The sequence below is a fragment of the Ureibacillus sp. GCM10028918 genome (assembly GCF_042666115.1).
GTDB lineage: Bacteria > Bacillota > Bacilli > Bacillales_A > Planococcaceae > Ureibacillus.
The window spans coordinates 114107-137257 of record NZ_JBHTFK010000002.1 but is presented as its reverse complement, the minus strand read 5'-3'; the positions used below and the strand labels follow the sequence as shown (position 1 = coordinate 137257).

The following is a 23151-nucleotide window of genomic DNA, read 5'->3' as shown; positions in this document are numbered from 1 at the left end:
TGACCTCCCTTAAGTTTATGAAGAATAGTCACGTTTACGTGGCGGAATTAGGGAAACGTCTACTTCTGCATAAGAAATTTCAGGTTCACCAGTTTGTGGATTGAACTTCGCCATTGTTGTTTTTAAGAAGTTTTCATCATCACGTTCTGGGAAATCTGGTTTGTAATGCGCTCCACGAGATTCGTTACGTAAAAGTGCGCCTTTAGTAATTACACGAGCAAGGTATAACATGTTTTTCAACTGACGAGTGAAGTGAGCCCCTTGGTTACTCCATTTTTGCGTGTCGTTGATATTAATGTTTTCCCAACGTTGCAGTAATTCAGTAAGTTTATCGTAAGTTGCTTCAAGTCGATCATTGTAGCGTACTACCGTTACATTGTCAGTCATTAATTCACCAAGCTCTTTGTGAATTAAGTATGCGTTTTCAGTTCCATTTAACTTAAGAATCGCATCCCATTTTTCTTGTTCTTCTTGAACGCGAGTGTCGAAAATAGATTGTGGAAGATCTTCCGCATGTTTCTTTAAGGCTTTGACATATTGAACAGCGTTTGGTCCAGCTACGCTACCACCATAAATCGCTGAAAGTAATGAGTTCGCACCTAGACGGTTTGCACCGTGTTGTGAATAGTCACATTCACCTGCTGCAAAAAGACCAGGAATTTCAGTCATTTGATCGTAATCTACCCATAAACCACCCATTGAGTAGTGAACTGCAGGGAAGATTTTCATTGGTAATTTACGTGGGTCATCACCTACGAATTTTTCGTAGATTTCGATGATTCCACCAAGTTTAACATCTAACTCATGTGGATCTTTGTGAGAAAGGTCTAGATATACAACGTTTTCTCCATTAACCCCTAATTTTTGGTTTACACATACATCAAAGATTTCACGAGTTGCGATATCACGAGGTACTAGGTTACCGTAAGCTGGATACTTTTCTTCTAGGAAGTACCAAGGCTTACCGTCTTTGTAAGTCCAGATACGACCACCTTCACCACGTGCAGATTCTGACATTAGACGGTTTTTGTCGTCCCCAGGAATCGCTGTTGGGTGAATTTGAATCATTTCACCGTTTGCATAGCTTGCACCTTGTTGGTAAACGATAGATGCTGCAGAACCAGTGTTGATGATTGAGTTTGTTGATTTACCAAAGATAATACCAGGACCACCTGTTGCCATAATAACAGCGTCAGAGCGGAATGATCTAATTTCTTCAGTTTTCATATCTTGTGCTACGATACCACGGCAATGGCCTTCGTCATCAAGAACTGCTCCCAGGAACTCCCAGTGTTCGTATTTCGTTACTAAACCATCTACTTCATAACGGCGAACTTGCTCGTCCAAAGCATAAAGTAATTGTTGACCAGTTGTTGCACCAGAGAATGCAGTTCGGTGCATTAATGTACCACCGAAACGACGGAAGTCAATAAGACCTTCTGGTGTACGGTTGAACATAACACCCATACGGTCAAATAAGTGAATGATACCAGGAGCGGCATCACACATTGCTTTTACAGGTGGTTGGTTTGCTAAGAAGTCTCCACCATATACAGTATCATCAAAGTGAATCCAAGGAGAATCCCCTTCACCTTTTGTATTTACAGCACCATTAATTCCGCCTTGCGCACATACGGAGTGTGAACGTTTTACGGGAACTAATGAGAATAATTCAACTTCAGCGCCTTCTTCGGCAGCTTTCATCGTAGCCATTAAACCGGCTAAACCGCCACCTACGACGATGATTTTGCTTTTCGCCATGATTACTCTTCACTCCTCTTAATTTGCTCTTTACCTATTCGGATGTTCTACTAATATAATTATACGAATGCTAGAATTGCAGCAACACCAACGATACTTAATAGAACGAAGAAGATCATTGTTACGTAAGTTGCAACTTTTTGAGAGCTTGCAGATTGTGTAATTCCCCAGCTTACCAGGAATGACCAAAGACCGTTCGCTAAATGGAATGTAGCAGATAAAATACCTACAATATAGAATGCTAACATAAATGGATTGTTAACGATTTCTTCCATCATATTAAAGTCAACGTCTGCTCCAAGTGCTTTTTGAATACGCGTTTGGAAAATATGCCAAGCAATGAAGATTACAAGGAATACCCCTGTAAAACGTTGTAATACGAACATCCAGTTACGGAATGTTCCAAAGCGTTTCACATTTGGTGTAGCAGTAAATGCAATATACAGACCGTATAATCCGTGGAATAGAATTGGTATGTAGATTACGATCCATTCAACAATCAACAGTAGCCAGTGAGGAACTAATTCCATCATCCCTGTTGCATTGTTGTAAGATTCTTCTCCACCTGTAGCAGTGAAGTTCAGTGATAAGTGGAACACTAAAAACAGACCTACAGGAATTACACCTAGTAGTGAATGTAAGCGTCTCCAGTAAAACTCATGATTTTTCGACAAGACTATTACCCCCCTCAGTACTTTTAAATACCTGACAATATCGTCACCATTTTGTAAACGATCCATCATTGACTGTGTATTTCATAATGGTACAATATTATGACATGTCCATTGTACTCTCAAGTGGTACAAGCGTCAAGGTGACTTCCGACTTTTTATACCTCCTTTTAGAAGGTATTTATACTATTTTACGGTGAAAATTTCTAGTTACCTGAAATTTTTTGTTAATTTATACTATTACAAGAAAAATAAGAAAGAGGTATTTTTAAATGACATCAAATGAGAACAAAACTGTTCCAGTCTTTGGTTATGATATTTTGCGTGATTACTTGCTCCCCACGATTCTTGGAAAACATGAAAAAGATGTACTCTATTGGGCTGGTAAAGACTTGGCAAGAAAATTTCCATGTACCGATATCCAACTGATAATATCCTTTTTCCAAGATACAGGTTGGGGCAATCTAACTTTAACTGAGGAAGAAAAGGATGGCTGTGTTTTTCAACTTACAAATGATGTCGAATTATTAAAAATTACTGAACGCTCATTTCGAATTGAAGCAGGTTTTATTGCCCAGCAGCTTCAGTCCATCAATGGCTGCCTAACCGAATGCTATGACGAAAAAAACGAAAAGCAACAGCATATAACATTTACAGTAAAATGGGATAAAAAAGAGAAAGTGCAATAGGGAGATGTTATACGTATGACGTTTTTTCGTTAGATGCTATTTAACTGATTCCTTCTATACAATTAGACAAAGCCAATTCTTGTATGTATTCACACGAAACAAGAATTGGCTTTTTTGATTGTTAAGCAGTTACCTCAACAAGATTAAATTCATCATGCAATGCATTCGCTGCACGGACCATTTCGTCCTGTGGAACGACAACAGATACTTTAATTTCGGAAGTACTCACCATTTTAACTAAGATTCTCTCTTTACGTAAACGATCAAACATACGAGCAGCTACACCAGGATTTGATACCATACCTGCTCCAACAATTGAAACTTTGGCTAATCCCACCTCAAAATCTGCGAAACTAAACATTAGTTTGGCTTTATTTTTCTCTAATACCTTAATGGCTTCTGCGAAATCTTCTTTTGCAATAGAGAAAGAGACGGTTGGTTTGACACCATCAATCACTGCTTGGACAATTATATCGACATCAATATTGTGTTCTGCAAGAGTTGTAAAGATATCAGCAAGGGATGATTGTTCATACGAATCATAACCAACTGTTAAACGAATTATGTCTGCTTCATATGCTACACTACGAACAATTAAATTTTTCTCCATGTCTACCTCTCCCTTTATCAATGTACCTTCTTGATTTTCTGTACAAGAACGTACAACTAATGGTATTTCAACAATTTTAGCTAACTCTACCGCACGCGGATGAATATATGTAGAGCCAAGATTGGCGAGTTCCAGCATCTCATCATAAGTAATTTGATTTAGCTTCCTTGCTTGCTTGACTACTGCCGGATCTGCAGTATAAATTCCATCTTGGACAGTAAGAATTTCGACCTGCTCAGCTTGAATTGCTGCTCCAATTGCAACGGCTGTCGTTTCCGGGCCGCCTTCACCCATTAATAAGATGTTATGATTCTTGTCAATTCCTTGTGAGCCCGCTACAATTACAAACTCATCATTGTTCAAATGCTTGATAATAGTTTCAGGATTGATGCCATTGATTATCACATTTTGATTCGTTTCGACTACTTCGATTCCTGCCTGCCACCCATTTAAAGAGACGGCCTGAACACCTTTCTTTACAAGGGAGATTGCTAGTAGACTACTTGCTACTTGGATATTAAGTACATTCAGTGCGTGTTGTTCTCTATTTGAGGGATTATCCGATAAGATTTGTGAATAGTGAAGCAGCTTATCCTCTAGATTGTCTAAAGGCGGTACAACCGCAACCACTTTTTTCCCTGCGTTTTTTTGTTCAATCAATCTATCTGCGATTTGTTCAATTTTTTCTGGTGTTGATAGTGCTGTACTGTCTATTTTCACTACGATTGTTGTCATAGACACCTCTCCCTTTCAAATACATTCATCAAGATTTTTTCAATTCAGAAAACTTGTTCTAGTATCAGAGCTTTATCCATCTTCACTAAAAAAGACAGCATTTCACAAAAACGTGAAAAGCTGTCTCGAGAACTTACCTAAAGTGACGGAACGTTATGAGATAGCCCTCCAGAATCGCAATTTGATTCTGACAATCTTGCATTTGTTCAATGCAAAACCAGCAAATAAATCTAGACAATGGATTTATTACTTCGGCAAGTTACCCTTTCACGATCCTTCAACGGCATTGTCCATCCTCCAGAAAGTCTACTATTGCACCTTGCACCTCTATCATGTTATAGCAATTTTAATTAACAATATCATACAATTATTCCGTTGACAATGAGTCTTTGTGAAAGTGATTGTAGATTGCTTTAGCGGTTGCACTCGGTATATGAGCCTCCATCAATTCTTCCACGGATGAGGCTTTAATTTTCTTAATCGAACCAAAATGCTTTAATAGCTGCTGCTTGCGTTTTGGTCCAACACCTTCTATTTCATCTAATACAGACTGAATCGCATGTGTTTGATGCTGTTGACGTAAAAACGTAATGGCGAATCGATGGACTTCATCTTGAATTCTTTGTAATAGATAAAAACCATCACTCGTTCTTTTCATTTCGACCGGGACTGCAGGTTCACCAAATAGCAATTGTGAAGTATTATGCTTATCATCCTTGGCAAGTCCTGCAATTGGAATGAATAACCCGAGTTCATCTTCAATAACTTCCCGTGCGACTTCCATCTGCCCTTTCCCACCATCAATTATAATTAAATCGGGCAATGGCAAGTCATCCTTCAACACTCTGGTATATCTGCGGCGAATAACTTCTTGCATTGCTCCATAGTCATCATGCTTAGCGGTTTCCCGTAATTTATATTTCCGGTATTCTTTCTTAGCTGGTTTCCCATCAACAAAAACAACCATCGCGGATACCGCATCCGTTCCGTGCATATGGCTGTTGTCAAAAGCTTCAATTCGAAGAGGTGGGCTGATTTCCATTGCATCACCAAGCTCTTCACAAGCACCAACTGTACGTTCCTCTTGGCGTTCAATTAGTTGGAATTTTTCTCGGATTCCAATTTGGGCATTTTTCATCGCCAAGTCAACGAGTTCCTTTTTCGATCCACGTTTTGGAATGATAACTTCTACATCCAGATACTTTTCTAAAAGTGCTTTATCAATCTGGGATGGAATGAAAATTTCCCTTGGTTTTATATGTTCAGGGATATCATAGAATCGACCTATAAATGTGAGAAATTCTTCTTCTGAATCTCGATAAATTGGAAAGATGGATACATCTCGTTCTATTAACTTTCCTTGTCGGACAAAGAATACTTGAACACACATCCAGCCTTTTTCAACGGCGTAACCAAATACATCACGGTTCGATAAATCTCCAGTAACCATCTTTTGTTTTTGCATAACCGTTTCAATATGGGCAATTTGATCTCGAAATTCTTTCGCACGTTCAAATTCTAGATTTTCGGCTGCCTCTAGCATTTTCTTTTCGATATCTAACTTTACATCTTCAAAGCCGCCATTTAAAAACTTCGTAATTTCTTCAATCATCTCTTTGTAAACTTTTGGCTCAATTTCTTTTACACATGGTGCCAAACATTGACCTAGATGATAATACAAGCATACCCGATCCGGAAGACGCAAACATTTTCTTAATGGGTATAAACGGTCAAGGAGTTTTCTCGTTTCAGTTGCTGCATAGGCATTAGGATATGGACCGAAATATTTTGCTTTATCTTTTTTTACTTTACGAGTTGTTATAATGCGCGGATATTTTTCATTTGTAATTTTGATATATGGATAAGTTTTATCATCCTTCAACATCACGTTATATTTGGGATCATGTAACTTAATAAGATTTAATTCTAAAATTAACGCCTCTAGGTCACTGGAGGTCACGATATATTCAAAGTCTTCAATTTCACTTACTAATCTTTGTGTTTTGCCGTCGTGTGAACTATTAAAGTAAGAACGAACCCGGTTTTTTAGCACCTTGGCTTTCCCTACATAAATAATCGTTCCTTGACGATCTTTCATTAAATAGCAACCAGGCTCATCTGGTAAAATGGCTAATTTATTTTGAATCGTTTCATTCATCTATCTCACCCTTACGAGCTTTTTTATTATTATAATGCATTTAGAGAGGTTTACGGAATTGAAAACTGGATTTTCAACTCAGCTGGCAAAATGAATTATTAAAGTAGCTTCGGTTGCAGAAATATGTAAAGGAGCGCTTACAAAAGTTTCTGCTTGTAAAACCTCCGAAATTTATTGTGCCACCTAGTGGGCTTTCTAAGTTAGACAGCTTTTTGTCTAAATCTAAATAAAAAATATCCCAAAAGCTTGTAAACTTTTGGGATATTTTTTTATTGGTTGTTGTTAATGAATTCGATTAGAGCTTCTTTTGGTTGGAACCCAACTGTTTTCGCTTTTAGTTCACCGTCTTTGAATAAAAGTAATGTAGGAATTGACATTACTTGGTATTCAGCAGCAGTTCCTTGGTTGTTGTCTACATCAAGCTTTGCGATTTTAACTTGATCGCCGATTTCTGCATCGATTTCTTCCAATACAGGAGCGATCATTTTACACGGCCCACACCAAGTAGCCCAAAAATCTACTAATACAACGCCTGACGCGATTTCTTCTGAAAAGTTTTGATCTGTTACATGAACAATTGCCATTTTAATAGCCTCCTTAAATCTAAATCTGAATGTAGTATATCACGATAGAAATAATTGAGGTAGTAAAGTGAACTGAAATTGATACAATAAATTTACAATTCTTTTATAATCTTAATGGCAAAATAGAACGTCATGAGATATAGAAAGCTAAAGACTATGTGCATTTAATCCATACAAAAACCTCACCAATATTTTGGCGAGGTTTTGAGTAAATATCCATTAAGAATTAACTTTTAGAGCTTTAAATTCTTCAATAAGCATAGGAATTACTTCGAATAAATCCCCAACAATTCCATAGTCGGCTACTTTGAAGATATTTGCTTCCGGGTCTTTGTTAATCGCGACAATTACTTTTGAATTTGACATACCAGCTAAATGTTGAATTGCTCCAGAAATTCCTGCTGCAATATAAAGGTCAGGAGTAACAACTTTACCGGTTTGGCCGATTTGCAGCGAATAATCACAGTAATCAGCGTCACATGCACCACGCGATGCACCTACAGCACCGCCAAGTAAATTAGCAAGTTCTTTTAATGGCTCGAAACCTTCTGCAGATTTCACGCCACGGCCACCTGCAACGACAACTTTGGCTTCAGATAAATCCACACCAGTTGTTGCTTTGCGAACAACGTCTTTTATGATAGTACGTAAATTTTGTACATCCACCGAAAGTGAAGTTACATCACCTGTGAGACTTGCATTTTTATCTAATGGTTTAATGTTGTTTGGACGAATTGTCACAAATACAATACCTTCTTTAATTTTTACTTTTTCAAACGCTTTACCAGAGTAGATTGGGCGAATGAAAACTGCATCATCCCCAGAGCCTTCAATTTCAGTTACGTCTGAAATGAGACCGGATTTTAATCTTGAAGCCAATTTTGGAGACACATCTTTTCCTAAAGATGTATGCCCAAATACAATGCCATCTGGTTGTTCTTGCTCATAGACTGCCAGCAATGCTTGGCTATAGCCATCTGATGTATATGATTTTAAATGTGGATGTTCAACTGTTACAACGCGGTCTGCACCATAAGCAATCAACTCACTTGCAAGCTGTGCAACACGATCGCCAAGCAACACCCCTACTACCTCACCACCATCAGCAATTTGTTTTGCTGCAGCGATTGCTTCAAATGAAACGTTACGTAAACCACCATCACGAACTTCGCCTAATACCAATACTTTGTTTGCCATTGAAAATCCCTCCGTTACCGTCTTTGTTTACGGATAAGAAAGTTTAGAACTTTCTTATCCGCGTAAGTGCAACTATAGCTAATCGCTAAAGATCTTTTCGATTAGCTAAGTTTTCTATTCTTTAGATTACTTTTGCCTCTGAATGAAGTAAGTTAACAAGTTCCTTCACTTGTTGTGAAAGTTCTCCTTCCAATACACGACCAGCTGCTTTTTGAGGTGGCAGATAAATATCCACAATTTCAATTTTCACTTCTACATCGTCCTCATCAATATCTAAATCATCTAGCTCAAGCTCTGCAAGCGGTTTCTTCTTGGCTTTCATAATCCCCGGAAGAGATGGATAACGAGGTTCATTTAAACCTTGTTGAGCTGTCACTAATAACGGTAAGGAAGTTTCGATTATCTCTGAATCCCCTTCAATATCACGAACAATCTTTACATTTGTACCATCAATTTCTAAATCAGTAATTGTTGTTACATAGTTGATGCCTAGTAAATCTGCAACACGTGGTCCAACTTGACCAGTACCACCGTCAATTGCCACATTACCAGCTAAAATTAAATCAACCTCTTTATCTTTTAAATATTCTGCTAGAATGTGAGCGGCAGAATATTGATCTAATTCATCCAAATCATCTTCTGTATTAATAAGAACCGCTTCGTCAGCACCCATGGCTAATGCCGTTCTGAGTTGTTTCTCGGCGTCTTCTCCACCGATTGTTACTACGGTTACTTTGCCTCCCTTGGCATCACGAATCTGGATTGCTTCTTCAATTGCATACTCATCATAAGGGTTGATGATAAATTCAGCACCATCCTCTTGAATTTTGCCATTTGCAATAACAATTTTTTCCTCTGTGTCAAAAGTACGTTTTACTAATACAAAAATATTCATTTCCACTAACCTCCCAATGCGATTATCTGATTGCTTGTACAATCTATGATTTATTTTGCTAAGCTATGAAACTAATAATTATTTACCTGTAAACGCAGCTACCCGTTTTTCAAGAAATGCTTGAATCCCCTCTTTTGCATCGGCAGATTCAAATACAGTTCCAAAGCTGCCTGCCTCCGCCTTTACACCATCATAATAGGCTTGGTGCTTACCGAATTGGAGCATTTCAATTGTTGCCTTCAATGTAACCGGGCTTTTCAAAGCTATCTTTTTAGCAATCTCCAAAGATTTCGGTAGAAGATCATCTACTGGGAATGCCCGAGTTGCAAGGCCTGCTTGAACTGCTTCTTTTCCAGAGATTGGTTCACTAGTAAAGAGCATTTCTGCTGCTTTTGCTACACCGACATAACGGGGCAGACGTTGCGTTCCGGCAAAGCCTGGAATTAACCCGAGTTGCAATTCAGGTAAACCTAGCTTCGCATCCTCAGAAACGTATCGGATATGACACGCCATCGCAAGTTCTAAGCCACCACCTAAGGCAGCTCCATGTATGGCGGCGATTACAGGTTTGGTGAACGTTTCTAATCGTTCAAACACCTTTTGGCCACTTAAAGCCAGTTTAGTAAATTCTTCACCTGAAGAAACTTCAGTAAATTCTTTTATGTCTGCACCAGCAGAGAAGAATCGCCCCTCACCATGAAGAACTAGTACACGTATCGAATCATCATTTTCAACAGCACTTAGCATTTCATCAACTTCTAAAATTAAGCCTCGCGATAATGCATTTGCAGGAGGTCGTTGAATTGTTACAATTGCTACCCCTTCATCAACTTTCCAACTTAGAAACTCCATTCTCCCACTCCCTTTTAGTAAAAGCGCAAGGCGCCCGCTTATCAGCGGCAAGCATAAGTTGAGCATTGGCAGAAGGCGATCTTTGCCTTCCGAAGCGATCGACTTATGACCTCGAGCTGATGGCGCCTGGAGCTAGACACTGTTCAATCTTCGAAAATTTATGCTTTTTACCATTTAAATAAACCGGCTAATCTCTACCCTTTTTAGTAATTAGCTTGATTATTCTTTTAACCAATCGTGAAAATCTTGGCTGATCAGTCTATACTAGAGACTGTAAAATAACGACAAAACTTTCGCCTCAATGAAAGACTTGCTTTGCTAACCTTTTAAACCATTTAGCAGCAGATGTCTTACTTTTGGTGCTGTTTGTACTAAATCGTAACGGAACTCATTCATGACCCAACTTGTAATCGTTTCATCAATTGTTCCAAAAACCATTTGTCGAGCAATTCTCACATCCATTGTTGAATTGAACTCTCCTTTAAACATTCCCTCGATTAGAATCTCATCAAGTAGCTTCAAATACTCTTTTAAAATGGAGTTAATTTTTAACCTGATTTCTTTGTTTGACTGCCTTAACTCTAATTGCGTTACTGTTGCAAGGTGGCGATCATTTGCTAAAACATTAAAATGGTTATCGATCATTTTTGATAATTTATCAGAAGATGACTCTCCATTTTGAATGATTTCCTGTAGAGACTCTACGAAGACACCCATTTTTTCTTGAAAGACGGAAATCAGAATATCTTCTTTATTTTTGAAGTATAAATAGATTGTTCCGTCTGCAACACCTGCCTGCTTTGCAATCTTCGAAATCTGTGCTTGATGATAGCCGTTTTCTGCAATTGCAATTACAGCAGCATCGATTATTTGTTTATATTTGGGTTTATCTCGTTTCATGCCGTTCACCACCATTAAAAAACTTGGCTTAATCTATCTTATTTTTTTGTTAAGCCTACAATTATTTTTTCAGACGAATCTAAGTCTAAAAAAAATACGAAAATATGAATGACTATTCATTCATATTTTCATATTATAATTTAATAAAGATTCTGTCAATCATTGTACTTAATTATTTTGCCTGTAATTCGTTCAATTTTTGTTTTTCCTCTTCTACTAAAGTACGTCTTAAAATTTTACCTACAGCCGTCTTCGGCAATTCTTTACGGAACTCATAATGCCGAGGAACTTTATAAGCCGCCAAATTCTCACGGCAGTATTTATTCAATTCTTCTTCCGTTACACTTTTCCCTTCACGCAACACAATGTACGCTTTAACAGTTTCTCCGCGATAGGAATCAGGTATACCTGCTACCACACATTCCTGAATTGCCTCATGCTCATATAGCACTTCTTCGACTTCACGTGGATAGATATTGAAGCCCCCCGCGATAATCATATCTTTTTTACGGTCTACGACATAAAAATAGCCTTCTTTGTCCATGTAGCCTAAGTCGCCGGTTAAAAACCAACCATTCACAAATGTCATTGCCGTATCTTCCGGTCGATTCCAGTAACCTTTCATCACTTGTGGTCCCTTGATCGCTATTTCTCCTACTTCACCCTGAGGTAGAAGTTCTCCTTCCGATGACTTAATGATAGCTGCATCTGTATCTGGCCACGGTACACCGATCGACCCCGCTACCCTATTTTCCCAAATGAAGTTCGCATGTGAAACTGGAGATGTTTCGGTTAGTCCATATCCCTCGACAAGTTTTCCGCCTGTAACAGCTTCAAACTTCTGCTGTACATCGACCGGTAACGGTGAAGAGCCGCTTAAGCATGCCTTAATGGATGATAAATTGTAATTGCCTATTTCCGGATGATTTAATAATCCGATATACATTGTTGGTGCACCAGGGAAAAGAGTAGGTTTTTGTTTTTCAATCGTTTTCAAGACCTGTTCCACATCAAATTTAGGTAATAAGACCATTTTAAATCCTTGCATAACCGATAACAGCAGCACCGTCGTCATTCCATACACATGGAAAAATGGCAATACACCTAAAATGATTTCTTCTCCCTTTTTACATTGGTACATCCACGCATCACACATTTTGGTATTAGCTATTAAATTTTTATGTGTTAACATAACACCCTTCGGCGATCCAGTTGTGCCCCCGGTATATTGTAGTAGTGCGATTTCATCTTCTATATCAAATTCTTCAAGTTCAATTGATGTCGATGGGCTATTTCGCATAATTTCAGTAAATAAATGCGTTAACCCCTTATGCTCTACCTTCACACTAAATCCATATTGTTTTTTCTGTATAAATGGATAGACCAGATTTTTGGGGAACGGTAAATAATCCTTTATTCCTGTTATGATAACGTTTTCAATTTTTGTGTCCTTTAACACTTTTGTAATTTTTGGATATAAGATATCCATTGCTAAAATTACTTTTACCCCTGCATCAGCCATTTGATATTGAAGTTCACGTTCCGTATACAGTGGATTTGTTTGAACCACGATACCGCCTGCATATAATGTACCGTAATAAGCAATGACGGATTGCGGACAATTGGGAAGCATAATCGCTACGCGGTCTCCTTTTTCTATCCCTAACCGAACTAAGTAGTTTGCAAATTTTAAAGAAGATTCATATAGATCTTTGTACGTTACTTCTCTCCCCATAAAATGTATTGCAACTTTGTTGGGATAGTTTTCATTGGCCATCGTCAAAAAACTTTGAACAGGAATATTTTCGTAGGTCAAATTGTGAGGAATTTCTTTAGGATATTGGGAAAGCCAAACCTTTTCAGTCATTAACAACTCCCCTTCGTTCAATGTTTTAAATATTCTTACAATTTATTATAATGGAAAAAGAAAGTCCTTTCAAACTATTTTTATAAAAACTATCATATTTTAGCTAGAAAATACAATTATTTTCTATAATTATGTGGTGGATTAATTGATTCAAACCTTACAGATGTAGCAAGGGTATTTTAAGAGTTCTTATTCAAATGGTATATGTAAAGCAGATTAATGACCTTGTAAGTTAGATGATAGACTTTTTCATTCTCTCATCAATGCTAAATGTCCTTTATAGCCACGACGAAAGACTTTTTCATCCTCTCATCAATGCAAAATGTCCTTCATAAGCCGGATGAAGACCTTTTTCATCCTTTCACCATTTCAAAATGTCCTTCATAGCCAGGATGAAGACCTTTTTCATCCTCTCACCATTTCAAAATGTCCTTCATTACCACGATGAAGACCTTTTTCATCCTCTCACCATTTCAAAATGTCCTTCATTACCACGATGAGAGACTTTTTCATCCTCTCACCAATTTAAAATGTCCTTCATAACCACGATGAGAGACTTTTTCATCCTCTCACCATTTCAAAATGTCCTTCATTACCACGATGAAAGACTTTTTCGTCCTCTCATCAATGCAAAATGTCTTTCATAGCCATGATGAAAGACCTTTTTAACCTCTCACCATTTCAAAATGTCCTTCATAGCCACGATGAAAGACTTCTTCATCCTCACATCAATGCAAAATGTCCTTCATTACCACGATGAAAGACCTTTTTAACCTCTCACCATATCAAAAAGTCCTTCATAACCACGATGAAAGACCTTTTTCATCCTCTCACCATTTCAAAAGGTCCTTCATAAGGCAGATATATTTCATGAGTTACAATAATTTTTCCAAACTAAAAAGCAAGTAGATTTCTTCATATCTACTTGCCTTCCAAACAATCTTATAGAGTTGTTAAATAATAGATCCCGACCAATATAAATAATATACAAACCACGATTAAAACTTTCGCTAATTTTTCCATATATATGCTCCTACAAAATACTTGCACCGATTACGAAGGAAAGTCCGACTGAAATTGTAAAAGAAATAAAGCCAACTGAACGATTTTCATTTGCAATTTCTTCATCTACTTTAAATCGAGGTGTTAAAAATTCAAATAATATATACGCAAAGATTAATAGGGTAAAGCCAAACAAGCCCCACCCAATCATTTCCAGCAAAGTAGAATGTCTTTCAATAGAATATCTAAAAATATTACATATACCCAGGATTTTACCACCTGTAGCAAGTGCTACAGCAACATTGCCTTTTTTTATTTCTTCCCAGTTTTTATACTTTGTAACGAGTTCGAATATGACCATTGAAACAATTAAACAAAGAACAACAACACTAAAGTAACCGGCTGTTTCGACTAAAGGATGTTGCCAAAACCTCGAATCTAGCATGAAAGTCAACTCCCTTTTCACTTTTGAAATGTGCATTGGCTTATTTCTCTGCCTGGATTTTACCCGAATAAAATCGGGTAAAATCCCTTTAAATTAGTTGGATTACTACCAGGAAGACATACAATTTTATTACTCCTGGATGAAAATTAGATTATTTTAACTCAACTACAGTTACTCCAAATCCACCTTCTCCAGCTTCACCGTAACGGAATGACTTTACTCGTTTATGCCCTTTCAGTAAGTTTTGGATTCCTTGTCTTAACGCACCAGTTCCTTTACCATGGATGATCGAGACACGGGGGTAATTCGCTAAAAGTGCATCATCAATATATTTTTCAGTTCTTACGATCGCCTCTTCATAACGTTCACCGCGCAAATCTAATTCAAGTTTAACATGGCCACTGCGGTTTTTCACATTCGTCATTACTACCGTCTGTTTTTCTTTTTCAGGCTTCAGGTATTGTAAATCTGATTCTTCTAGCTTCATTTTCAGTATACCAATTTGTACAACCCATTCAGTATCTGATACTTTTTCAACTAACGTTCCTTTTTGGCCATAACTTATAACCTTTACCTCGTCACCAAGCTTTAAGTTCTGAGCACGTTCGCGTATCTGTGCTTGTTTTTTTAGTACTTGATTTTCTTGTGGGGCAGCTGCATCTAGTTTTTTCTTCGCTTCAATTAACTCATGCTCTTTGACAACTTTACTTGCATTTGCACGCATTTCTCGAAGCTCTGCAATTACCTTCTCGGATTCGGTTTTGGCTTCATCGACAATTTTACGTGCTTTTTCTTTCGCTTTTTTCTCTAATACTTCTTTCTTTTCATCGTAAGTTCTTAGGCGCTCTTCTAATTGCTCATGTAATTGTTGGGCTTCTTCCAATAATGCATGAGCTTCATCCGCTTCACGTTCAGAACGACGTCTGCTTTCCTCTAATGAAGCAATCATTGATTCAACTTCATGACGGTCCGATCCTGTAAAGCTCCGTGCCTGTTCAATAATCGATTCCTTTAAACCTAGGCGCTTAGAAATTTCAAAGGCATTTGAACGCCCTGGAACACCAATTAATAGTCGATAAGTTGGACTCAATGTCTCGATATCAAATTCCACACTTGCATTGACAACCCCTGGACGATTATAGCCATATGCTTTTAATTCAGGATAGTGGGTTGTCGCCATTATCCGAGCTCCGCGTCCTACCACTTCGTCTAATATGGAAATCGCTAACGCTGCTCCCTCTTGCGGATCCGTTCCAGCTCCTAATTCATCGAATAACACAAGTGAACGGGCATCAAACTTCCCTAAAATATCGACAATATTGACCATATGAGAAGAAAACGTCGATAGGGATTGCTCGATGGACTGTTCATCTCCAATGTCTGCAAATAATTGATCAAATACTGCTAATTCCGAACCATCCAATGCCGGTACAGGTAATCCAGCCTGTGCCATCAATGTACATAATCCCACTGTTTTTAAGGTAACTGTTTTACCACCAGTATTTGGACCAGTAATCACGATAGCTGTAATATCCTGCCCAAATTCAATTGTATTTGGCACTGCTTCTTCAATTGAAATGAGAGGGTGTCTAGCCCGAACTAAACGGATAAATCCTTCTTGATTCATCTTTGGTTTCGTACATTTATTCGCTTGACCATACTTACCTTTTGCAAGGATTACATCAATATCACCTAAAATTTGCACGAGGACAAATAGGTCGTGTGCCACTTCTTGTACTTTTGCCGATAATTCTAACAGGATTCGCTCAATCTCAATTTTTTCCTTCACTTTTAAACGCTGGATTTCATTATTTGCTTGTACAACCGATTCTGGCTCAATGAAAAGTGTTTGTCCTGACGACGATTGGTCATGAACGATTCCGCCGTAATGTCCACGGTATTCTTGTTTAACCGGAATAACAAAACGATCATTTCGAATCGTTACAATGGCATCCGAAAGCATTTTAGACGCATTGGATCCACGAGTTAAACTTTCTAATTTTTGTCGCACCTTTGCTTCTTCAGCGCGAAGAGATTGTCGAATCGAGCGTAGTGTAGTGCTTGCAGAGTCCAGAACTGCCCCATTGTCATCAATACAATCATTGATTTCATGCTGTAATGCAGTTAAGATAGGCATTTGCTGTTTTCTTTCAACAAAATGAGATATTGTAATATCATTCTCCGCTTCAATATCCTCAATAAAATTTCGAAGAATTCTACTTGCACGAATCGTACTTGCAATCTCCATTAATTCCATTGGGCTTAACATGCCGCCAATTTGCGCTCGCTTGGATTGAGGGCGTACATCAAAAATACCACCCATTGGTACATTTCCTTTTACGCGTAAAATGGAAAGTCCCTCATCCATTTCTTCCAATAGTTCGACTACAGTATCAAAATCAGTTTCGGGAATAAGTTGCTCTATCGCACTTTTTCCTAATGATGAGGTACAAAATCCGGCAACTTGTTCACGTACTTTATCATATTCTAATGTTTTTAATGCGCGTTCAGCGATCACTCCTGAACACCTCCTGCCTTATCATTCGTTCAATACGATTATCGCTTATTTCTATTAATAAAAGTTTCAAATTGTTGTAATGACCAAGTGTTAACGATCAATTCTTTTTTCAACCATGCTTTTTGGGCATATTTTGTACCGATTTCCATCACATCGAGCTGTTCAATAGCATGGGCATCTGTATTAATGGCAATCGGCACATTGTGCTCCATCGCCATAACCAAATGTTCGATACATAAATCTAATCGGTAAGGACTGGCATTTAGTTCAAGTATTTTTCCATATTGGGCTGCCCATTCAATTAGTTGCGGTATATCTGGATTATAACCTTCGCGCTGCCCAATAATTCGACCTGTTGGATGGGCAATCATATCCACGTATGGATTTTGGATTGCAGTATAAAGTCTATCCATGATTTTGTCCTGTGATTGCGAGAAACTTGAATGGATGGATGCTATCACGAAATCCAGTTCCTTTAAAACCCCATCCTCAAAATCTAAAGAACCATCCGGCAAAATATCCATCTCAGTTCCAGCAAATAAGCGGAAGTCTGGATGTGCCTCATTAAAATCAATTATTTCTAAACGTTGTTTTTTTAATCTTTCGGGTGTAAGTCCATTTGCCACTTTTAAATATTGTGAATGGTCTGTGATTACCCCATGTGTATAGCCGCGCTCGATTAGCGCTTCTCCCATCTCCTTGACAGTATGGGCACCATCAGACCAAGTAGTATGCATATGCAAATCAGAAACAATTTGCTCTAAGCTAACAAGGCCATCCAGTTCATCCAAACTCTCTAACTCTTTCCCCGATTCACGCACTGTCGGTGGGATGAAAGGTAACCCGAAATGGTCAAAAAACTCTACTTCGGAATCAAAGGTCACAATCGAACCATCTGGCTGTTCGACACCGTATTCACTAATTTTCTTTCCTTGTTCTTTGGCTAACTGACGCATACGAATATTATGGTCCTTGGAACCCGTGAAATGGTGAAGAGCTGTTGTGTATTCCTTTAAGGCAACGAGTCGGAAATCAACACTTACCGGATCTTCTGCCTCCAATATAACAGAAACCTTTGTATCCCCAGCTGCTACAACTTCCTTTACAGCAAGAATTTTAAGTAATTGATCCTTTACCGCTACAGGCTGTTCTGTTGCAACGATAAAATCGACATCCTTGCTCATTTCACTCACACGTCGGAAACTTCCCGCCACAGAGAATTTTTGGACTGCATCAATAGATTTCAATAACCCATTTAACTCTTCAACAATTTCTTGTAAATACCAAATCGGTAATCTTTCGCTGCGTTCCCCGAAGTGCTCCAGTTCTTTTAATATCTTTTCTTCCGACTTCGGACCGAAACCAGCCAGTTTTTGAATTTTATGGGATTCACAAGCTTCCTTTAAGCTTTCTGCACTATCTACGCCCAGCTCGCTATAAAGTTTCGCTAATTTTTTCCCACCTAATCCCGGTAGCTTTAATAATGGAATTAATCCCTTTGGAACCGCTTCTTCCAGCTCTTTTAATTGAGAGGATCCACCGGTTTCAATTAGTTCATGAATAACAGTCGCGGTACCTTTTCCGATTCCTTTTAGCTTCGTAATATCTTCAATTTCACTTAAACTGCGCTCATCTAATTCAAGGGCATTGGCTGCTTTGCGAAATGCTGATACTTTAAATGGGTTTTCACCCTGAAGTTCTAATAGCAATGCAATTTTCTCAAGTGTTTTAATGACTATTTTTTTATTCATCATTTACCTCCCTATAAAAAATTCTGAATCGTCCAAATTCTTTCGTTGGTCGTGGAAAAAGGAAATGCCCCAAAAAGTCGCTTTGGGACATTTCCTTAAAAATAGATTATCTACGACTTACGATAATCTCTCTCATATGTCTATTGCTCTTTATAGATATACCACCAATCTTGAACCATGTTTGTGAAAATTGGCGTATGCTCTAACATAAGCTTTGTAATGACGGAACCATCCATAATATTTTGTATGGACCCTACTGGAAGTAATGCCAACACATACATTCCAATAAATAATATTAAATAGAACTCAACAAAACACAGAATCGCTCCCAGTAGTCGGTTCACTGAATTTAAGATTGGCAAATACGTTAAAAAATCAAAGATGGAACCAAGAATTTGCAAAGCGATTTTTACTGCAAAGAAAATAACTGCAAAGGCAATGATTCGATAAAAAGTTTGGTCGACATTCAATGAATCAAGGACCAGCATCATCGACAAATCTTCTGTAACTCCTGGATATGGAATCCATAAAACAAACTTATCCGCAAGCGGTTTATAATAAATATACGCTACAATAAGTGCAACAAAAAAGCTAACAAGATGGATGGCTTGAACAATAAAGCCACGTTTAAGTCCTACTAGGATACTAGCAGCAAAAATAATCAGTAATATAATATCTAGCATTTACTTCAACCCTTTAATTTTTTCAATTCTTCTTCAAGTTCTTCAACCTGTTCTTTTAATTTTAGTAACTCATGTACGGTATTGACAGCTGTTAAAACGGCAAGCTTCGAACTATCTAATGACGGATTATGTACACGTATTTCTCGCATTTTATCATCTACTATAGAAGCAACTAATCTCATATGTCCCGTAGACTCAGTCCCTACCATTTTATAGGAATGGCCATAAATCTCAACGGATATTCGATTTTTTTCTTGGTCAGCCATGCAATACCCCCTAAAACTTTAGCAAAAAACATTATGGTCATGAATTTTATAAAATCTTACATACCATTATTCATAGATTTGATTATTTTCACTTCAATAGAATATACTATTTAAATTTATAATACATATCATATCATCTTTAGTTTGCACAGTACAACTACATTAAGATTACAAAACCAATACTATCAGTACTTTTGGTCACTTAAATACGTATAAAAACATGTCATCAGAGGCATACAACTCTATCTATTTAAGGTGAATATAGTCAATTTTCAATGGATCCAATCGGGGGTTTTTCTATTGTCATCAAAGAAAACAAGTTATAATAATCCCATAATACAACGCAATTCCCAATGGTTAACCATGAACAATCTATAGAAGTATAAAGCAGATGAAACTGTTTTTGATGTGTACCTCAAAGGGAGAAAGGACCGAAATAATGTCAAATATTGTGTTACAGCTTTCAAGTGAAGTACAAAATCAGGTGAGATCCTATTATGCTTCATCTAGAGTCGAACGAAATGCACCTGGAGTTATTTTTGCAGCAAAACTTCCAGATACAGCGATAACGATCTATAAATCTGGAAAAGTAATGTTCCAAGGTGGCGGAGCAACAAGAGAGGCAGGCCGCTGGGGTGAAGCAGGAACAACTTCTTCTCAATCCACATCTTCTACTAATGCCAATAAATCGATTAAAACAAAAGGCGATACACTCCCTGAGAACTTCGCAGCCATGTCCGTTTTGGGTTCAGATGAAACTGGAACTGGTGATTATTTCGGACCCGTAACTGTCGCTGCTGTCTATGTACCAAAAATCAAAATTGAACTCCTCTATGAGCTCGGGGTTAAAGATTCAAAAATGTTAAATGATCAAATCATGCTCAAAATTGCTCCCGACATCATGTCTGTTTGTTCTCACAGCATCCTCACATTGCGCAATGATAAATATAATGCCATTCAAGCAAAAGGATATTCGCAAGGTAAAATCAAGGCAATGCTGCATAATCAAGCATTGAAACTCGTCCTATCAAAAATAGAGCCTGAAAAGCCTGAGTTTATATTAATTGACCAATTTGCTGAAAGAAATATTTATTATAATCATATTAAAAATGAAAAAGAAATTGTTCGGGAAAGTGTATTATTTTCAACGAAAGCTGAACAGCTCCATGCAGCAGTTGCAGCAGCATCCATTTTAGCCCGTTATGCATTCTTAAAGGAAATGGATCGGTTATCAAAAACGGTAGGGATGAATTTACAAAAAGGCGCAAGTGGCAAAGTAGATGAAATGGCAGCACGCATCTGGTTAGAACAAGGTGAAGAAAAATTGAAATCGATCTCCAAGTGGCATTTTGCTAATACGGAGAAAGCCAGAAAGTTAGTTAATAAAAAGAAATAGCTTTTAAAAGAGAAACGTCATATACCGGCGTTTCTCTTTTTTATTTTCAAGCATTCCCCACTACTAGTGTTCTATTTAAATCTGTTTTATTTGGAAGAATGATCGAAATAATAACCGTTAAAACGGTGGAAATTAGCACTCCCCAAAGGATTCCAAATAACACAGATGCAATAGCTCCTGAGAGCAAGCCGATTCTGCCTCCCCAAACCGAAACTCGACTATTTTGTGATCCCATCTCAAATTTTTCGCCCTTTCGTTTTTTCCATAATAACCCAACAATTAATACTGGTACAACGCCACCGCCTGTTAATGTATAAGCAAAAGAGAATAAACTAATAATGGATTCTGAAAAATTTGCCGCTAACGTTGAAAAAATCCCAACTAATACGACCAACCATTTAGAAAGGACAATTAACTTTGCATCCTTTATTCCCTCAGAAAAAGGTATAATAAGATCATTTACTATGACAATGGCTGCAGAATGCAGTAATGAGGATGCACTCGAAATGGCGGCCAAGAAGATTAAAATGAAGAAAACAAGTGCGGTTGATTGGGTCATTTCATTTAAGATTAACCAAGAAATTGCACTTGCAGATTCAGTAGTAGCGTTCATTGCTTTCACAATCATTCCCGAAATAGAAGCTAAAATGGTAAAGATGATGGCACCGATTCCACTATACAACATCGCACGACTGGCTGCTTTTGGATTTCCTGCTGCAAAGCATCGTTGCCAATACACTTGTGCTGCCAATACTCCAAAGCATCCCGTTACAAAGAGCGTTACGATTTCCCAGCCAGAAATACTCATTTCCGTTAAGTGATTAGCATCCACTTCAGCTAGCATCGTTTTTAGATTTGAATAACTAAAATCAATTTTTGCAAAAACCTTAATATAAAACCAAATGGCGATCCCTAACAATAAAACCCCCTGAACAAAATCAGTCCATACCACAGATAACATTCCGCCAACGGTTGTATAGATGATAAACACAGCCGAGAAAAAGAGGATTAATAGTAGAGGGTCCGCTCCCGTAAATACGGAGAAAAGTTGCCCCATTCCTTTTGCTTGCCCACCAATCCATGCAATCATAATAGCAGAAGTTAAAACCCCAACAATCGCTCTTGACACCTTATCTCTTAAAATTAAATCATCTAATAATTCCGCAATACTTTTATAGGTAAACCTAGCAGCAAATCCTGCAAACAATAATGCAAAAAGTATTTTTGCCCCTTGCTCCCCAACTATGAATGGGATATTGGCTATTCCGATTTCAAACCCTTTTGAAGAGTGGCCAACAAAGTTTCCTACTCCCATGATTGTGGCTAAATCCGTAAATAAAAGTAAGAAAAATGGCAACGTTCCACCAGCAATGGCAAATTGCATGAAACTTTCTTTTGATTTCTTTCTAAATCTCAAAGACATTGCGATAAAAAACAAGCTTAAAACAACTGTTACTATCCAGGTCCATGTTGCGAGCATTAGTTTCCCCCTTGTATCGTAAAAATTCCATACTTATGCTTTTTACCCATTTTATAAAAATTAAAAACCATACAAAGCACCTGTAAATAAAAGCAGTGTATGGTTTTATTGAATCTATTTTATTTTACTAGCTTACTAATAGCCTTAAATTGGTCGCCTTTTGCGATTTGCAGCATTTCAAATAGAGCCATTTCGACTGTTGTCAGCTTCACACCAAGCTGCATCATTTTTTGAAGCCCGATTTCATGACTTTTAGCTGTACGCGAAGATACACAATCTGCAAGCACTTCAACTTCATAACCATTTTCTATTAGATGTGCGGCTGTTTGATAGACACAAATATGTGTTTCGATTCCAGCAAGCAGAACCTTTTTACGTTTTGTTGCTTCTAATTGACCAACAAATTCAGGCGTATCATATGCACTGAATGTGATTTTTTCAATTGGCTTTTGATTCGGTAAGGATTGGGCTATTTTCTCTACAGTTGGCCCAAGACCTTTTGGATATTGTTCCAGCCATAAAACAGGTAGATCTAGTATCTTTACACCTTCAACTGCCTTCGCAATATTAGAAATTACAATTTCACTGTCATGAACAATCTCTGCAAGTTTTCCTTGAACATCAATTAATACTAATACTGTTTCTTCTTTCGTAAGCATCTTTCGCATCCCCTTTGTTGAATATTTCTACT

19 protein-coding genes and 1 riboswitch are annotated in these 23151 nt (G+C 37.8%); of the genes, 2 read left to right on the top strand and 17 right to left on the bottom strand.

The window, feature by feature from the left end; translation table 11 throughout:
• Nucleotides 1-15 precede the first annotated feature (15 nt).
• Nucleotides 16-1761, bottom strand: coding sequence for a succinate dehydrogenase flavoprotein subunit (sdhA, locus tag ACFQU5_RS00605; protein WP_390283664.1), 1746 nt, complete (start codon nucleotides 1759-1761; stop codon nucleotides 16-18).
• A gap of 59 nt (nucleotides 1762-1820) precedes the next feature.
• Nucleotides 1821-2435, bottom strand: coding sequence for a succinate dehydrogenase cytochrome b558 subunit (locus ACFQU5_RS00600; RefSeq protein ID WP_390283662.1), 615 nt, complete (start codon nucleotides 2433-2435; stop codon nucleotides 1821-1823).
• Between the two features lie 269 nt (nucleotides 2436-2704).
• On the opposite strand from ACFQU5_RS00600, the gene ACFQU5_RS00595 reads away from it, so the two are divergent.
• On the top strand, nucleotides 2705-3121 hold the full coding sequence (locus tag ACFQU5_RS00595; RefSeq protein ID WP_390283659.1) for a YslB family protein: 417 nt from the start codon (nucleotides 2705-2707) through the stop codon (nucleotides 3119-3121).
• A gap of 121 nt (nucleotides 3122-3242) precedes the next feature.
• Here ACFQU5_RS00595 and ACFQU5_RS00590 read toward each other — a convergent pair whose 3' ends face one another.
• From ACFQU5_RS00590 to zapA, 13 genes are all read right to left on the bottom strand, one after another.
• Complete coding sequence (locus ACFQU5_RS00590) at nucleotides 3243-4466, bottom strand: aspartate kinase (protein ID WP_390283656.1); 1224 nt, start codon at nucleotides 4464-4466, stop codon at nucleotides 3243-3245.
• 153 nt (nucleotides 4467-4619) lie between these two features.
• A riboswitch (Lysine riboswitch) is annotated at nucleotides 4620-4804 on the bottom strand.
• Nucleotides 4805-4833: 29 nt separating this feature from the next.
• Nucleotides 4834-6624, bottom strand: a complete 1791-nt coding sequence (uvrC, locus tag ACFQU5_RS00585; RefSeq protein WP_390283653.1) for an excinuclease ABC subunit UvrC — start codon at nucleotides 6622-6624, stop codon at nucleotides 4834-4836.
• Between the two features lie 269 nt (nucleotides 6625-6893).
• Nucleotides 6894-7208, bottom strand: a complete 315-nt coding sequence (gene trxA / locus ACFQU5_RS00580) for a thioredoxin (protein WP_486394997.1) — start codon at nucleotides 7206-7208, stop codon at nucleotides 6894-6896.
• Between the two features lie 219 nt (nucleotides 7209-7427).
• Nucleotides 7428-8405, bottom strand: coding sequence for an electron transfer flavoprotein subunit alpha/FixB family protein (locus ACFQU5_RS00575; protein WP_390283650.1), 978 nt, complete (start codon nucleotides 8403-8405; stop codon nucleotides 7428-7430).
• Nucleotides 8406-8526: 121 nt separating this feature from the next.
• A complete protein-coding gene (locus ACFQU5_RS00570) occupies nucleotides 8527-9300 on the bottom strand; it encodes an electron transfer flavoprotein subunit beta/FixA family protein (RefSeq protein WP_390283648.1) in 774 nt (257 codons plus the stop codon).
• 78 nt (nucleotides 9301-9378) lie between these two features.
• Nucleotides 9379-10152 (bottom strand): enoyl-CoA hydratase, encoded by a 774-nt coding sequence (locus ACFQU5_RS00565; RefSeq protein ID WP_390283645.1) that lies wholly within the window; start codon nucleotides 10150-10152, stop codon nucleotides 9379-9381.
• Nucleotides 10153-10470: 318 nt separating this feature from the next.
• On the bottom strand, nucleotides 10471-11052 hold the full coding sequence (fadR, locus tag ACFQU5_RS00560) for a fatty acid metabolism transcriptional regulator FadR (RefSeq protein ID WP_390283642.1): 582 nt from the start codon (nucleotides 11050-11052) through the stop codon (nucleotides 10471-10473).
• A 172-nt stretch (nucleotides 11053-11224) separates the two neighbouring features.
• Nucleotides 11225-12919, bottom strand: a complete 1695-nt coding sequence (locus ACFQU5_RS00555; RefSeq protein ID WP_390283639.1) for a long-chain-fatty-acid--CoA ligase — start codon at nucleotides 12917-12919, stop codon at nucleotides 11225-11227.
• A 1033-nt stretch (nucleotides 12920-13952) separates the two neighbouring features.
• Nucleotides 13953-14366 carry a DUF350 domain-containing protein gene (locus ACFQU5_RS00550; protein ID WP_390283636.1) on the bottom strand — a complete coding sequence of 138 codons (414 nt, stop codon included), beginning with the start codon at nucleotides 14364-14366 and terminating at the stop codon, nucleotides 13953-13955.
• 151 nt (nucleotides 14367-14517) lie between these two features.
• Nucleotides 14518-16884, bottom strand: coding sequence for an endonuclease MutS2 (locus ACFQU5_RS00545; protein ID WP_390283634.1), 2367 nt, complete (start codon nucleotides 16882-16884; stop codon nucleotides 14518-14520).
• Between the two features lie 38 nt (nucleotides 16885-16922).
• The gene (polX, locus tag ACFQU5_RS00540) at nucleotides 16923-18635 is read right to left on the bottom strand and encodes a DNA polymerase/3'-5' exonuclease PolX (protein WP_390283631.1); all 1713 of its coding nucleotides are present in this window, start codon (nucleotides 18633-18635) and stop codon (nucleotides 16923-16925) included.
• A 140-nt stretch (nucleotides 18636-18775) separates the two neighbouring features.
• Entirely contained in the window at nucleotides 18776-19318 is a 543-nt protein-coding gene (locus ACFQU5_RS00535) for a CvpA family protein (protein ID WP_390283629.1), read from the bottom strand.
• A gap of 5 nt (nucleotides 19319-19323) precedes the next feature.
• Complete coding sequence (gene zapA / locus ACFQU5_RS00530; protein ID WP_390283627.1) at nucleotides 19324-19584, bottom strand: cell division protein ZapA; 261 nt, start codon at nucleotides 19582-19584, stop codon at nucleotides 19324-19326.
• A gap of 439 nt (nucleotides 19585-20023) precedes the next feature.
• Here zapA and rnhC point away from each other — a divergent pair, with 439 nt between their 5' ends.
• Complete coding sequence (rnhC, locus tag ACFQU5_RS00525; protein WP_390283624.1) at nucleotides 20024-20980, top strand: ribonuclease HIII; 957 nt, start codon at nucleotides 20024-20026, stop codon at nucleotides 20978-20980.
• Between the two features lie 46 nt (nucleotides 20981-21026).
• Here rnhC and ACFQU5_RS00520 read toward each other — a convergent pair whose 3' ends face one another.
• Together ACFQU5_RS00520 and ACFQU5_RS00515 are read right to left on the bottom strand one after the other, a co-directional pair.
• The gene (locus ACFQU5_RS00520; protein ID WP_390283621.1) at nucleotides 21027-22460 is read right to left on the bottom strand and encodes a sodium:solute symporter family protein; all 1434 of its coding nucleotides are present in this window, start codon (nucleotides 22458-22460) and stop codon (nucleotides 21027-21029) included.
• 119 nt (nucleotides 22461-22579) lie between these two features.
• Complete coding sequence (locus tag ACFQU5_RS00515) at nucleotides 22580-23119, bottom strand: hydrolase (RefSeq protein WP_390283618.1); 540 nt, start codon at nucleotides 23117-23119, stop codon at nucleotides 22580-22582.
• Nucleotides 23120-23151: the final 32 nt, after the last annotated feature.